We start from the raw sequence: 14127 nt of genomic DNA, 5'->3' as shown, positions 1-14127 counted from the left end.
AGCGAGTAAGTTATAACTATGTGTAGGAGATCTCTAGTTAGTTCGGATAAACTTTATAATCATATTTGCTGCATTCGTTGCTGCTGTTTGCAAAAATCGATCAAATGAAATGGCCGATTCTTTACCCGCAATGTCAGACAGTGCTCGAATGATAACAAATGGTGTACCATATTGATAGCATACTTGGGCAATAGCTGCTGCTTCCATTTCTGCAGCAATCATGGTCGGAAATTTTTTCCGTACAAATGTAACACGGTCTGAATCAGCCATAAATGAGTCACCAGTAGCTATAATCCCCTCTTTATAAGCGATATTCATCTCTTTAATTATGTTAGCAGCCTTTGCCACTAATCTTATGTCAGCATCATACATAGCTGGCATTTTTGGTACTTGACCATAGGCGTAATCAAATGCTGTCGCATCCACATCATGATGTACTACTTGAGTGGAAATAACTACATCTCCTACTTCTAAATCCTCAGCAAATCCACCTGCAGATCCGGTATTAATCACATATTCAGGTGAAAAACGTTCATGTAAAATAGTAGTTGCCATTGCAGCATTTACTTTACCAATACCAGATTTTAGCAAAACTACTTGTTTATCAAATAAGTTACCTTGAACGAATAAGCAATTTGCTACTTTAAGTTCCTCTTTATCACGCAACTTCTCCTTTAATAAAGCTACTTCCTCATCCATTGCTCCAATAATTCCTATCGTCATATAAAATGCCTCCATAAAGAAATAGGTTAGTGTATCATCACTTGCTTTAGTTTTTCTACTTTTGTTGGTTTCCAACCCCGTTCATCTATCCAGGTTAAATAAACTCGGTAAATTTGTGAGTTATTTGCATCCGATACGGTCGCTTCTACCTTCTGTTCTCCTCCATTACCTACCCAATGAGTAACCATTGACTCTTCCTGTAAACCTGTTACTTCAGAAACCGCTTTTGCTATTTCCTTTCTATCTTGAGAACCATCATTGTAATCAGTTGTATGTGATCCTGTCTGCTCCGTACCAATGGGTTGCCAATCTCCAATATAGGCTTCGATTACATTGTCATCAGAAGGCTGTACCTGCTCAGTTTCCACCACTGCATTAGTTTCAGATGTTTCTCCTTCTTTATCCTGTTGTTCTTGATTTGCGTCTTGATCAGATGCTTGCTCTTCCTTCTCCTCAATTCTAGTAAATTGATCTGCTTCTTCATCACCATCTTGTTCTGAATTGTTTTCTTCAGATTGAGGAGCAGCATTATTGTTCTCATCCTTAGCAGCTTCATCATCCTTGCCGCCAAACATCCAAAAACCTAGCAGGAAAACAAGTAAGATCACACCTATCACAACTAAAATTAAAATCGATTTTGTGTTTTTTCTACGTTTTTCAAATTTATCGACCCGAGAAACTCTATCAAAATCTTCCATGTCTTGGAGCCCTCCTATCATTACTCTATTATAATATCATATTTATAACATAGAATTACATGCCAGGAGTATAACATTTTTTTTGCTATGTTGAAACAACCTTCAACATTGTTACCAAAAGCGAATCCAACGCTTTCGATACGTAGACGAAGATTAACTTATCGAAAGCATGCAAATCAAATATGATTCAATTTCATGAATTAGAGAGCTACACTTTCTAAAGCATCAAGTAAAGAAAGTTTAGTAAAGAGGAGCTAGTTGCACTTATATTGGATACATAGGCTATCCTTACTTCCCAAAATTAACTTCTACGTTAAAGAGTTTTATACCTTCGAAGAAAAAAAGACAGCGGAATTCGCTGTCTTTTTAAACTACAATAATGTGAAACTTCATACGAGGAGTTTCTCCTTGAAGGGGAATCTTACGGCAGGTGTAGGATAAATTTATTCCACACTAACAATCTTAACTTGAATATCTCCACCTGGTGTCGTAACAGAAACCTCAGCTCCAACTTCTTGCCCAATTAGACTCTGTGCCATTGGTGAATCATTTGATATTTTGCCTTCAAACGGATCCGCTTCTGCACTTCCAACAATCGTATACGTTTCTTTTTCTCCATCAGGAAGTTCTTGAAATGTTACCGATTTACCTAAAGTGACGACATTTGGATTTTCATTATCATTTTCAATAATGACTGAATTTCGAATCATTTTCTCAAGCTGAGCGATTCGCGACTCTACAAACGCCTGCTCATCTTTTGCCGCATCATACTCGGAGTTCTCTGAAAGATCTCCAAAATCACGAGCTATTTTAATGCGCTCAACGACTTCTTGCCGACGCTCAGTTTTTAAATAATGCAATTCTTGCTCTAATTTTTCTTTCCCCTCTTGTGTCATGTAATAACTTTTCTCTATAGCCATTTCCAAACACTCCTTTTTATTACTTCAACCGTTCTGTTTAAACTAGTTCAATCATCGATATGAAGCAATCTGATACTTTTAACATGGAGCCTGTAAATTTTTTCAAATGTAAGCGCTCCATAATCTAAAAATGTACTAACCATTACTATGGCAGAATTTCAGCTAATTTTCAATACCTTTTATCAAATTATTGTTGCTGATGTTTTAAAAGTATTTTCTCGATTTTAGTAGCCATGATGTCGATAGCTACATGATTTTGACCGCCTTCCGGAATAATAATATCCGCATAGCGCTTGGTCGGTTCAATAAATTGCAAATGTGATGGTCTCACCTTTTGAATATATTGTTCGATTACAGATTCCAAAGATCTACCACGTTCTTTAATATCACGCATTAATCTGCGAATAATTCGTAAATCAGCATCTGTATCTACATACACTTTTATATCCATTAAATTCACAAGACGTGGATCTTCCAAAATTAATATACCTTCTAAAATAATAACATCCTTTGGGTCTACACGGACGACATCTTTTGAACGAGTATGCAGTTTATAATCATAAATAGGTTGATCTATAGACTGACCATTTAATAAACAATGCAAGTGTTCAATTAACAGATCATTATCAAAAGCTAGCGGATGGTCATAATTTGTATTTAAACGCTGTTCAAACGGCAAATGACTTTGATCTTTATAATAATAATCTTGTTCAATGACAAGGATTGTTTGGTCAGAAAATCGCTGGCAAATAGACCGTGTAACCGAGGTTTTGCCACTACCGCTTCCTCCTGCAACGCCAATAACAACAGGTTGATCTTTCATTGGATATAGGCTCCCTTCTATGTTTGCTTTATGCTGATCGCTATACCATCGCCGACCGGAACAATACTTGTCGTAAAACCGGGATTGTGCATGAGCCATTCATTATAAGAAATTAGTTTCTCGACCATTTTTTTATATCTTGGTGGTGTTAACTCTGGTTGAGCAACATATCCTCGGAATAACACATTATCTGTAATGATAATGCCATTTTCTGTTAATAAAGGGGAGGAAAGTTCAAAAAAACGACGATACTGCCCTTTAGCAGCATCGATCAATATTACATCAAATAATTCATCATTTTGCAAGTCTTTTAGCTCTTCTAATGCATCACCAAAGATTATTTGAATTTGTTCTTGTAAGCCATATGTTCGAACATTGTTCACTGCTTCGTTGTACCGTACTTCATCTCGTTCAATAGTAACAAGCTTTGCCTTAGGGCTAGCCTCTATCATGCGTATCGCTGAATAACCAATTGCCGTACCAATTTCTAAAATTCGTCTTGGCTTGTTTAGATAGAGCAGTTGTTGTACGAAATGGATACTGACCGGATCCATTATTGGAATACGATTTGCTTGTGCATACTCTTCCATTTGTTGAACTTTAAAATTTCGCTCTGGTATATTGCTTGCTAAATAAGCTTTTATGTTGTCATTCATGAAATTCCCTCTTTTTTCGATTTAAAACCGACTTCATCCCCCTATACCAGAAAAGATAGGGGGATGATAGGTGGCAGTTATTTTATATACTTCTGTTTGTTTTTATTATGCTGTTTTAATGTTTCAGCATAATAAATTTTTCCTTTTTTACTATGAAGAAAGTATAAATAATTAGATTTTTCCGGTTTTAGCACTGCTTGTAAAGAACTTTCTGCAAAGTTTCCAATTGGTCCAACCGGTAATCCTTCTATATAGTACGTATTAAATGGTGATTTTACTTCTAAATCCTTATATAATACCCGGTCTTTATGCTTACCAAGTGCGTATAATACAGTGGGATCTGTCTGAAGCTTCATTCCTTTTTCCAAACGATTTAAAAATACACCAGCAATCTTCTTACGTTGGTCTTCACTGCTTGCTTCTTTTTCTACTACCGAAGCAAATGTTACAGCTTCATGTACCGTATAGCCTTGATTTTTTATTTCATCTAAATATTTGGTTAAAATTGCTTCTGTTTTTTCCATCATTTCATTAACAACAACATCTACACTTGGATCTTCCTCATAGAATTCATACGTCGAAGCAAATAAATAGCCTTCCAACGGTGTCCTAATTTCCTTGTTTAAGATTTCTTTCGATAAAATGGAAGGATAACGATCCATTAATTCTTTAATATAGTCCTGATCGTTTACTTTTTTCAAAAACTCTTTCTTCGTGAAGTTTAATTCTTTCGCATAGATCTCGGCTATTTCATCAATTGTTTTGCCCTCAGGAATCGTTACCTTATATAATGCTTCCGCCATTAATTTCCCATTATTTAATGATTCAATAATCTCATTTAAACTCATGGACGGGGTGAATGTATATTCTCCAGCTTGAAAGTTCGTTTCATTATTGAATTTAGTATAAAAGCGAAATACAAGTGCATTTTTAATAACGCCTTTTTCTTCCAGCATTGCTGCAATTTCAGAAGACGAAGAACCAATTGGAATGGTTATTTCAATTTCTTTCTTACTGTCTGGATCAACGGGTCCTAAAGCAGACTTTATATAAAAATAACCAAAAACAACAGTAATAATAAAAATTGTCAACAACGCTAAAATAATGAAAGCTGCAATCTTACGAACTGTTTTAGCTTCTTCGCTACGAGCTATGAGGTTGTCCTTAAAATCATTTGTATTTTTCTGTTTGGACATATCGGTTTCCTCCTCGTTCCGCTATATTATACTAAAACTTGGCAACAGATGCCATCATTTTATGTAAAAATAAAAGCTGATGCCCATATTCAGACATCAGCTTTTATTGCCAGATCCTTTATTATGAATCGTTTTCCTGATCTGCAAGTGTGTTGAGCATTTCTTCTACCATTTCCCATTCTTCGTCCGATTCGATTGGAAACAGTGATAAATCATCTTCATCTTTTTCTTCATAGCGGAAAGCATATACTTCTACTTCCTCTTCTTCCGATTGTTCAACAGGTGTCACTGCGATGTAAGATTGATGATTTTCATCCACATCAAAAGTGAATAAGACTTCGAACAAATGTTCTTCACCGTTTTCATCCGGAATTATAATTCGTTCTTTTTCTTCAAGTGCCATTTTTCCACTCCTTTATTTCTGGTCTAAGTAGCCTTGTAAAATCATTACTGCCGCCATTTTATCGACTACTTTCTTACGTTTTTTTCTACTGACGTCTGCTTCAAGTAAAACTCTTTCAGCTGCCATTGTCGTCAAACGTTCATCCCAAAGTTCCGTTGGAATTCCAAATGTTTTTTCGATATGCTTGGCAAAAGCAATTGATGCTTCACCACGCTCGCCAATTGTGCCATTCATATTTTTAGGAAGTCCAACAATAGCTTTCCCAACTTGATGCTCGTTTATAATTTTTTTTAACGCTTCGTCTGCAGATGTTATGTCTGCTTCATTCCATTTTATTGTCGTAATGCCTTGTGCGGTCCAGCCAAAGGGATCACTGACCGCGATCCCTATCGTTTTAGACCCGACATCTAATCCCATTAGTTTCATTTGTCTATCTTCTGGTGTTCTAAATAAAATTTAACCAGCTCTTCTATCAATTCATCTCGTTCAATTTTCCGAATTAAATTACGTGCATCTTTGTATCTTGGAATATATGCAGGATCACCGGATAATAAGTAGCCGACAATCTGATTAATCGGATTATACCCTTTTTCCTTTAATGCTTCATATACTTTGTTAAGTATTTCTCTAATATCTTGGTCAAATGGCTCTTCCGAAAAATTAAATTTCATTGTTTTATCAATTGAACTCATCATGACACCTCAATCTTGGGATCATTCATCTATTAGCTTCATCATATCGTAACATCTTTTATCTTATCTTAACATGTTTGTAGAATTAATTATATCTTTTTTACGAAAAGATATACAATTTATGGATTAACCTTTTCTTTTACATAATCGACAGCGGTCTGTAATGCTTGGTTTATTTTTGAAGGATCCTTTCCTCCGGCTTGGGCCATATCTGGACGGCCGCCACCGCCACCACCACAAGCTTCAGCAGCTTGTTTAATTAAGTGACCAGCATGAAAACCTTTATCGACTAAATCCTTTGATAGACCAGCCGCTAATTGTACCTTATCATTATTCTCCATTGCTAGTAGAATGATACCAGAATCCAGTTTCTGTTTTAAATCATCCACCATACTACGCAATTGCTTCATATCACGAACATCTACTTTTTGTGCCAGAACGGAAATACCAGCAACTTTTTCAACATTATCTAGCATGGAAGCAGCTTCCTTATTTGTTATTTTCGCGCGGAGTGATTCCGTCTCTTTTGTCAATTGCTTAATTTCATGGAATAGACCTTCGATTTTCTCAGGAACAGCTGCTTCGTTCGCCTTTACTAATTGCGCTGCTTGCTGTAATATCTCTAATCTTCCTGACAATAGTTCATAAGCTTGTTTACTTGTTACAGCTTCAATTCTCCTTACTCCCGCTCCTATTCCACTTTCAGAAATAATTTTAAACAAACCGATTTCTGAAGTATTGATAACATGGCAACCACCGCATAATTCTATACTGTAATCACCGACTTTAACTACTCGAACAATATCACCATATTTTTCCCCAAATAGGGCCATCGCCCCCATGTTTTTTGCATCCTCTAATGTCTCATTCGTAATTTGCAATGGAATAGATTCCCAAATCTTCTCATTAACAATTTGCTCGATTTTTGCTAGTTCTTGTTTCGTAACTGCGTGATAATGCGAGAAGTCAAAACGGAGTCGCTCTGATGTTACTAAAGATCCCGCTTGATTGACATGATCTCCTAACACATCTTTTAAAGCTTGATGTAATAAATGTGTAGCGGTATGGTTTTTTACAATAAACGAGCGTTTGGATGCATCCACTTCTGCCGTAACCGTTTCACCTACAGACAAGTCTCCTTTAATGACGCGAACACGGTGAACATGCTGTCCTTTGGGAGATTTTTGTACATCTTCAACCTGGGCAGTTGCATATTTCGTATAAATCATCCCTCTGTCAGCGATTTGTCCGCCACTTTCAGCGTAAAAAGGAGTCTGATGCAATAGTAGATATACTTCTTCATCTGCTTTTGTTTGCTTAACATGCTCATCTCCTTTAATGATCGCTGCAATCGTCGTATTTTGTTTTGTGCTTGTGTATCCGACGAATTCACTCTCAACGTCTATTTCTGACAGCGCACCTCCTTGCACCTGCATGGAATCTACCTTTTGTCGAGCCTTGCGAGCTCGTTCTCTTTGTTTTTCCATTTCCGCTTGAAAACCTGCTTCGTCAATAGAAAAACCTTCTGCTTTCACATATTCTTCGGTTAGTTCTTTCGGGAAACCATACGTATCGTATAAACGAAATACTTCGACACCCGGAAATACGGAATTTCCCTTCGCTTTCTCATGGTTGATAATCGTTGTTAATATTTCTAAACCATCATGAAGTGTTTCATGGAATCTCTCTTCTTCGACTTTGATCATTTCTTTAATAAATTCCTGCTTCTTTACAACTTGATCATAGAAATCTTTCATAACATCAGCAACAACAGAAACAAGCTCATACATAAATGGTTTTTCGATGCCAATTTCTTTAGCAAACCGAACAGCGCGGCGAATTAACCTTCGTAGCACGTAACCTCTTCCTTCATTTGAAGGTACAGCGCCATCTCCTATCGCAAAGCTAACCGTACGAACATGGTCGGCAATTACTTTGTAGGCAGTATCTCCCATCTTACTTTCTCCATATTTCGTTGTAGCTAATTCCTCTGTCTTTTTTATTATCGGCATAAACAGATCCGTTTCAAAGTTAGTTGGAACATTTTGAATTACGGATACAATTCGTTCTAGCCCAAGTCCTGTATCTATATTCTTTTTAGGTAGTGGCGTATATGTATCATCTGGGTTGTGATTAAATTGTGAGAAAACCAGATTCCATATTTCTAAATAACGATCATTTTCTCCACCCGGATAAAGCTCAGGATCATTGGGGTCATTGCCATATTTTTCCCCACGATCGTAAAAGATTTCCGTATTTGGTCCACTAGGTCCCTCACCAATATCCCAAAAATTTTCTTCTAAACGAATAATTCGTTCTTCTGGTAAACCAATTGTGTTTAGCCAAATATCGTATGCCTCATCATCTTCCGGATGTACCGTAACGGACAACCGATTTTTATCAAAACCAATCCATTTATCACTCGTTAGAAACTCCCATGCCCATTCAACCGCTTCTTGTTTAAAATAGTCACCTATTGAAAAGTTTCCCAGCATCTCAAAAAACGTGTGATGCCTTGCTGTAAACCCTACATTTTCAATATCATTTGTACGAATCGACTTTTGGGCATTAACAATCCGTGGATTATCAGGAATGACTCGTCCATCAAAATATTTCTTTAAGGTAGCCACACCACTATTAATCCATAGTAAAGTCGGATCGTCCTTTGGAATTAACGGTGCACTAGGCTCTACACGATGCCCTTTTTCCTTAAAAAAATCAAGAAACATTTGTCTTACTTGTGCTGAAGTTAATCGTTTCATTATTCCTTCCTCCTGCAACTTTATTTAAAGATTCTTGTTCAAAAGTCTTACCTTTTTTCTCCTTTTGAACGAGTAATTAAAAGTAACTATATTTAAGTGTAAAACGCTAAGGTTCAATTTTTACCCTATTTGTACCGAAAGTTCTAATTATAATAAAGTAAACTTCATTCAGTAGGAGGTTTCCTTTACCCCCTATGAATGTTAGTACCGCAAGGGCTATGACCTAAAGTCCTCCCGAACGAATCGGGCATTTAGGTGCCGTTTTCTCCCACTTAGAGCCTTTTGTACCAACTCAGGCTCTTGAAGTGGGAGTCTTACGGCACCTTATATGCGGGATAAAATTAAAAAAATCCCCTCTCTGCATTTGCAGGGACGAGATTAATCGCGGTACCACCCTTATTATGAATACATTCGTATTCATCACTTATACATGATAACGGTATGTAACCGGCGGGGATGAGACGCACTCCAGAACAGCTTCCATGATGTGAACTTTGGGGGTTCTTACAGCCATGGAATCCCCTCTCTAGAAAAAGCACGTATCATGTACTCAGAACCTTCAACGCATTATGGACTATATGCTTGTTATACGTTATTATAAAAAACATCTATTAAAATGTCAATTATGTTGGAGCCGATGGATTAGAAGCTTTATGGTTTTGGCTGTATTTTCTCCCAATCAGAACATCTTTGACTACTACTTTTAGCACTGTCATCAGTGGTACAGCAATAATCATACCAATTACTCCAAACAATTGACCTCCTAGTAATAAAGCGAAGATAATCGCTGCTGGATGGATATTAATGCTTTTTCCTACAATGTAAGGTGACAACAAATTGCTTTCAATTAATTGAATAACAAACACAGACAAAATCACAAAAAAAACAAGCTTAGTGGAGATAGTGAAAGCAATTAATACAGCGGGAGCCGCTCCAATAATAGGACCAAAATATGGGATTAGATTCGTTATTCCCATTAAGATCGCTAATAACAGGGCAAAATCCAGCCCCAAGACGAATTTGAAAACCACAAATGATGTAAGGCTAACAAATAAACAAACAATAAGCTGACCACGAATGTAATTGCCTAAGCTTTCATCAATGCCATGCAATATTTTACTAGAGGTAGATCGATATTTGAATGGGATAAATTGTTTTGTATAGTCTTTAATTTGGTCATAATCCTTTAAAAAATAAAAAACAAGCACTGGTATAACAGTGATAAAAACAACGAAGTCGAATACCTTCGTAAAGCCATTTACCAATCGTTCCAACAAACGATCCAGGCCATTTTCAATACGTATAAGCAATTGATCAAATTTATCATGCACCGTTTCAGGTAAGAACGAGGTATATTCATACATTTGATAAATAGTTTTTTCATACATCGTTACAAATTGCGGAAATTGTTCGTTTAATTCTCTTACTTGCATAACAATCATTGGATAAACTCGATAAATTAAATAAGCGGTGCCACCAAAAAAGAGCACATAGATAATTAATACTGCAACCCCTTTTGGAACATTGTATTGATGAATCATACGGACAATCGGATATAATAAATATGCGATCAAGCAGGAGATAACAAATGGAGCTAATACACGCCAAATAACTAAAAAAACTGCTTTATAAAAAGGGAACAGTTTAATCATTAAATAAAAGAATAGGAAAAGAGATATACCAATTAGCAGCCAATAAAGGAAGTTTAAACTCCGATTGTTTTTAAACATAGGTTTAGCCTCCCACTAGCTGTAAATATAAAAGTTTAGAAGTTGCCATAGATCGTTCTTTCATCCTCATTGAATAAGTCATTTAACGAGCTTAATGAACCATCTGCTTCTACCTGATGAATCGTTAATTTATTATTTTGCACGGTCATTTCAATGAAGCAATTCCAACAATAGTATTGACTCGTACCAATTTTTCCGATATCTTTTCCATGACAATTTGGGCATCGCATGATCAAGTACTCCTTTTAAATTTAATGTTCTTGTATTATTCATTCCGCATCTAAGGTACCGTAAGATTCCTACTTCCGAGGTTATGGAAAACACGCAGAAGTCTAAGTGGGAGGTAACGACTCCTAATGCCCGATTCGTTCGGGAGGCCTTTAAGGTTATACCCCTTGCGGTACTAACATTCCGTGGAAAAGCGTTCCACGGAATGAAGTTTCACTTTATCATCATGCTAACCCAAATTTGGAAAAAATATACTTCCTCCTTACATAAAATCATATGGAGAAAGATCGGCATCTTCTTTAGTAACTGTTTCACTATCCTCCTCTGCCTTTTCCATGCTAACTGTTTTGTCATCATCGCCAAGTTTAGCATGTAAATTTTCTACAAGGCTTGTATAGCGCTGGTTTGTATCAACTGTAGAAATGCCGTATAAAAAAGACTGCTTTTCCCCACAAATAATTAATGATTGTTTACTTCTTGTAATCGCGGTATATAATAAATTTTTTCGTAACATCCGATAATACGCTCGTACTACAGGTAAGATAACAATTGGAAATTCACTACCTTGCGACTTATGAATCGATATACAGTAAGCAAGCATAATATTTTGATAATCTTTCCGCTCATACACTATTTCTCGATCATCATAAGCTACCACGAGCTGTTCTACTTGTTCTGTGTTCTCTTCTTCGCGAAAAATAGCGACAACCTCTCCAATATCCCCATTATAAACTCCATCCTCTGGTTGATTGACAAGCTGAATGACTTTATCGCCCACTCGAAACACCGCATCCGTTGTTTTGACTTCTCTTTTTTTCCTGGTTTTTGGATTAATAACTCCTTGCAACTCTTGATTAAGCTTTGTAATGCCAGCTTCCGAACGATACATCGGAGCAAGTACTTGAATATCTTTTGTGTCAAAACCTTTCTCCAAAGCTTTCGTGAAGATGGTCGTTATCACATCGACCATTTGTGACTCATTACATGGGATAAAATTAAAGTCCTTATCTTTTTCTAAGTTAATAACTTGATCATTTTTTATTTCGTGGGCAAGTTGGATAATTTTGGAACCTTCTTGCTGACGGTATACTTCAGTTAACCGAACGTATGGGATTTGCCCTGTACGTAAAAGATCGGATAGCACTTGACCTGGACCAACAGAAGGCAACTGATCTTCGTCACCGACAATCAGCACTTGCATTTCATCAGAGATGGCTTTAAATAATTGATTAGCTAACCAAATATCAACCATCGAAAATTCATCAATGATTAAAAACCTGCCGGACAATGGATTGCTGTCATTTTTTTCAAAGTTATGATTGCCGTCCCAACCTAATAGTCGATGAGCTGTCATCGCCGGAAGACCAGTCGATTCATTTAACCGTTTAGCGGCTCGTCCGGTTGGAGCAGTTAAAACAAACGGAAAGTCATCATTATTTTTATAATCCTGTTTATCTAATGAAAGCTCATGAATCGCTGCATATGCCTTTAAAATCCCTTTAATCACCGTTGTTTTCCCCGTTCCTGGGCCTCCTGTAAGAATCATTACTTTAGAGTGAATCGCCTGATTAATTGCGGCAAATTGTTCTTTTCCATAAGATAAGATTTCTTCTTCCTCAATAGCACCAATAATTTTCATTAGCTCAGCTAATGGCGTGTGATGCTCTACCTTTTTCTTAAGCACTCGTTGTAAATGTGAGCTAAAACCATCTTCAGCGTAATAAAGGACAGGTAAGTATACATTTCCGTCTTGAATAATGATCTTTTTATCCTTATTTAAGGCAATCAGTTGTTCTGTAATGACTGCTTCAGAAATCTCACCTGGAGCTAATAGGTCAAAAACAGAAGCTAGGCATACATCCATTGGTAAATAAACATGACCATCTAGGACAGAACGTTGTAAAACATAGATGCAACCTGCCCCAATACGATTAGGATGACTGGCAGGTAGGCCCATTTGTCTAGCAATTTCATCAGCTGTCCGAAAACCAAATCCTTCAATATCAAACACGAATTGATAAGGATCGGCTTCAATTAAATCAACAGCTTCATCTTTATAATGCTCATAAATTTTCTGTGCCATCTTTAAGCCAATATTATAATTAGCTAAATAAACGGCGACACGTTCAAAGCCTTGATTCTCCAGTAACGTTTCCCGGAGAGATTTGGCGGTTTCTTTTTTAATACCTGGAACGGTAGATAATGCTTCTGGATCATCCAAAATTTTTGAGATGGCAGTATCTCCCAACGTATCAATGATCCTTTGAGCTGTTTTTTTACCAACACCATAAAATAAATCACTTGATAAATAAGCAATTAACCCGTCCTTTGTAGCAGGAACAAACGTTCGATAAGAAACTACTTTATATTGCGTGCCAAACCGAGGATGGCGTTCAAACATGCCATAGAAATAATAGCTCGTTTCCGGTTGCAAATTGGAAAAATAGCCTTTGATAACAATTGTTTTGTCTTCAAAGGCTTCATTCGTCTCGATAACTTTTATTTTTGCAATCGAAAAGTGCTCCAGTTCGTTGTGAAAGATCATATGAAGCAATTCACCACGAATATACCGCTGATTCTCAACCGCTTGGTTATCTTGATCCATTCCAAACACTCCATTATTTTACTTCGCATCATTAAGTAATGCAGTCGTTTCTTTTTTACCGTTTAGAGCTAAAACATGCTCAGGTTGAATACGTAATGCTTCGTCAAAATAATGCAATGCTTTCTCTAGTTGCTCTCTGTACAAAGCGATAACCCCTAAATTATAATATGCGTCGCTATGATCTTTTTGTATAGCCAGTACCTGCTGAAAAATTTGCTCCGCATCGTTAATAAGTTGAATTTGCGCCAAACTTAGCCCATATTGAAATAATATTTCTGTATCTTCCGGGGCTAATTCGGTAGCTCGTAGCAAATAAGGGAGTGCTAATTTATAATGCTCCTGCTGTTGTAGCGTCATCCCTAGTAAATAGTAAACATCTGCTTCGGCTAAACCAAATTCAATTGCTTTTTGAAAGTTCCCCTGAGCTTCTTTATATAAAGACTGTTCATAATAGAGATTACCTAACCCATAATAAGCAGTTGCTGCATGTGCATCAAGTTGAATCGCTTTTTCAAAAAATCGCTGTGCTCGTTCCATATCATTCATATGGAATAATAAATTACCAAAGTTAATATAGCCAACCGGATCATTTGGTTGTTCCTCAATTATTTCCATGAATAATACAGCAGCTTTTTCAAAATTACTTTCCTCTATACAAGTGATTGCTTGTTGTAGCTTAGTATCCATTGTA

The 14127-nt window shown here is 36.7% G+C and carries 14 protein-coding genes; all 14 read right to left on the bottom strand.

The genetic code is table 11. The features are described from left to right. Nucleotides 1–33: 33 nt before the first annotated feature. On the bottom strand, nucleotides 34–723 hold the full coding sequence (gene mtnN / locus KQI21_RS02885) for a 5'-methylthioadenosine/S-adenosylhomocysteine nucleosidase (RefSeq protein WP_216482531.1): 690 nt from the start codon (nucleotides 721–723) through the stop codon (nucleotides 34–36). 26 nt (nucleotides 724–749) lie between these two features. Beyond that, a complete protein-coding gene (locus tag KQI21_RS02880; protein ID WP_216482529.1) occupies nucleotides 750–1421 on the bottom strand; it encodes a YrrS family protein in 672 nt (223 codons plus the stop codon). A 443-nt stretch (nucleotides 1422–1864) separates the two neighbouring features. Next, nucleotides 1865–2341: a transcription elongation factor GreA gene (gene greA / locus KQI21_RS02875; RefSeq protein WP_216482528.1), complete on the bottom strand. Its 477-nt coding sequence runs from the start codon at nucleotides 2339–2341 to the stop codon at nucleotides 1865–1867. Nucleotides 2342–2528: 187 nt separating this feature from the next. Further along, on the bottom strand, nucleotides 2529–3164 hold the full coding sequence (gene udk / locus KQI21_RS02870) for a uridine kinase (RefSeq protein WP_216482526.1): 636 nt from the start codon (nucleotides 3162–3164) through the stop codon (nucleotides 2529–2531). A 17-nt stretch (nucleotides 3165–3181) separates the two neighbouring features. Then, the gene (locus tag KQI21_RS02865) at nucleotides 3182–3820 is read right to left on the bottom strand and encodes an O-methyltransferase (protein WP_216482525.1); all 639 of its coding nucleotides are present in this window, start codon (nucleotides 3818–3820) and stop codon (nucleotides 3182–3184) included. 77 nt (nucleotides 3821–3897) lie between these two features. Beyond that, entirely contained in the window at nucleotides 3898–5016 is a 1119-nt protein-coding gene (mltG, locus tag KQI21_RS02860) for an endolytic transglycosylase MltG (protein WP_216482524.1), read from the bottom strand. Nucleotides 5017–5137: 121 nt separating this feature from the next. Continuing rightward, nucleotides 5138–5419 carry a DUF1292 domain-containing protein gene (locus KQI21_RS02855; RefSeq protein ID WP_216482523.1) on the bottom strand — a complete coding sequence of 94 codons (282 nt, stop codon included), beginning with the start codon at nucleotides 5417–5419 and terminating at the stop codon, nucleotides 5138–5140. A gap of 12 nt (nucleotides 5420–5431) precedes the next feature. After that, nucleotides 5432–5845 carry a Holliday junction resolvase RuvX gene (ruvX, locus tag KQI21_RS02850; protein ID WP_216482521.1) on the bottom strand — a complete coding sequence of 138 codons (414 nt, stop codon included), beginning with the start codon at nucleotides 5843–5845 and terminating at the stop codon, nucleotides 5432–5434. After that, a complete protein-coding gene (locus KQI21_RS02845) occupies nucleotides 5842–6111 on the bottom strand; it encodes an IreB family regulatory phosphoprotein (protein WP_216482519.1) in 270 nt (89 codons plus the stop codon). Before KQI21_RS02845 ends, ruvX begins: the two co-directional genes overlap by 4 nt. A 119-nt stretch (nucleotides 6112–6230) precedes the next feature. Further along, nucleotides 6231–8873, bottom strand: coding sequence for an alanine--tRNA ligase (gene alaS, locus KQI21_RS02840; RefSeq protein WP_216482517.1), 2643 nt, complete (start codon nucleotides 8871–8873; stop codon nucleotides 6231–6233). A 623-nt stretch (nucleotides 8874–9496) separates the two neighbouring features. Beyond that, a complete protein-coding gene (locus tag KQI21_RS02835; protein ID WP_216482515.1) occupies nucleotides 9497–10603 on the bottom strand; it encodes an AI-2E family transporter in 1107 nt (368 codons plus the stop codon). Nucleotides 10604–10638: 35 nt separating this feature from the next. Continuing rightward, nucleotides 10639–10836 carry a YrzR-like zinc ribbon domain gene (locus KQI21_RS02830; RefSeq protein WP_216482686.1) on the bottom strand — a complete coding sequence of 66 codons (198 nt, stop codon included), beginning with the start codon at nucleotides 10834–10836 and terminating at the stop codon, nucleotides 10639–10641. A gap of 257 nt (nucleotides 10837–11093) precedes the next feature. Beyond that, the gene (recD2, locus tag KQI21_RS02825) at nucleotides 11094–13436 is read right to left on the bottom strand and encodes an SF1B family DNA helicase RecD2 (RefSeq protein ID WP_216482513.1); all 2343 of its coding nucleotides are present in this window, start codon (nucleotides 13434–13436) and stop codon (nucleotides 11094–11096) included. 18 nt (nucleotides 13437–13454) lie between these two features. Then, nucleotides 13455–14123 carry a tetratricopeptide repeat protein gene (locus KQI21_RS02820; protein ID WP_216482512.1) on the bottom strand — a complete coding sequence of 223 codons (669 nt, stop codon included), beginning with the start codon at nucleotides 14121–14123 and terminating at the stop codon, nucleotides 13455–13457. Nucleotides 14124–14127: the final 4 nt, after the last annotated feature.

This window comes from Virgibacillus proomii, from assembly GCF_018916875.1.
Taxonomy (GTDB): domain Bacteria; phylum Bacillota; class Bacilli; order Bacillales; family Amphibacillaceae; genus Virgibacillus; species Virgibacillus proomii_B.
This window is presented reverse-complemented; position numbering and strand designations above follow the sequence as displayed.

Bases quoted from the DNA above. Each gene is read 5' to 3' on its own strand.
- mtnN (WP_216482531.1), bottom strand. From the start codon at position 723: ATGACGATAGGAATTATTGGAGCAATGGATGAGGAAGTAGCTTTATTA.
- KQI21_RS02880 (WP_216482529.1), bottom strand. From the start codon at position 1,421: ATGGAAGATTTTGATAGAGTTTCTCGGGTCGATAAATTTGAAAAACGT.
- greA (WP_216482528.1), bottom strand. From the start codon at position 2,341: ATGGCTATAGAGAAAAGTTATTACATGACACAAGAGGGGAAAGAAAAA.
- udk (WP_216482526.1), bottom strand. From the start codon at position 3,164: ATGAAAGATCAACCTGTTGTTATTGGCGTTGCAGGAGGAAGCGGTAGT.
- KQI21_RS02865 (WP_216482525.1), bottom strand. From the start codon at position 3,820: ATGAATGACAACATAAAAGCTTATTTAGCAAGCAATATACCAGAGCGA.
- mltG (WP_216482524.1), bottom strand. From the start codon at position 5,016: ATGTCCAAACAGAAAAATACAAATGATTTTAAGGACAACCTCATAGCT.
- KQI21_RS02855 (WP_216482523.1), bottom strand. From the start codon at position 5,419: ATGGCACTTGAAGAAAAAGAACGAATTATAATTCCGGATGAAAACGGT.
- ruvX (WP_216482521.1), bottom strand. From the start codon at position 5,845: ATGAAACTAATGGGATTAGATGTCGGGTCTAAAACGATAGGGATCGCG.
- KQI21_RS02845 (WP_216482519.1), bottom strand. From the start codon at position 6,111: ATGAGTTCAATTGATAAAACAATGAAATTTAATTTTTCGGAAGAGCCA.
- alaS (WP_216482517.1), bottom strand. From the start codon at position 8,873: ATGAAACGATTAACTTCAGCACAAGTAAGACAAATGTTTCTTGATTTT.
- KQI21_RS02835 (WP_216482515.1), bottom strand. From the start codon at position 10,603: ATGTTTAAAAACAATCGGAGTTTAAACTTCCTTTATTGGCTGCTAATT.
- recD2 (WP_216482513.1), bottom strand. From the start codon at position 13,436: ATGGATCAAGATAACCAAGCGGTTGAGAATCAGCGGTATATTCGTGGT.
- KQI21_RS02820 (WP_216482512.1), bottom strand. From the start codon at position 14,123: ATGGATACTAAGCTACAACAAGCAATCACTTGTATAGAGGAAAGTAAT.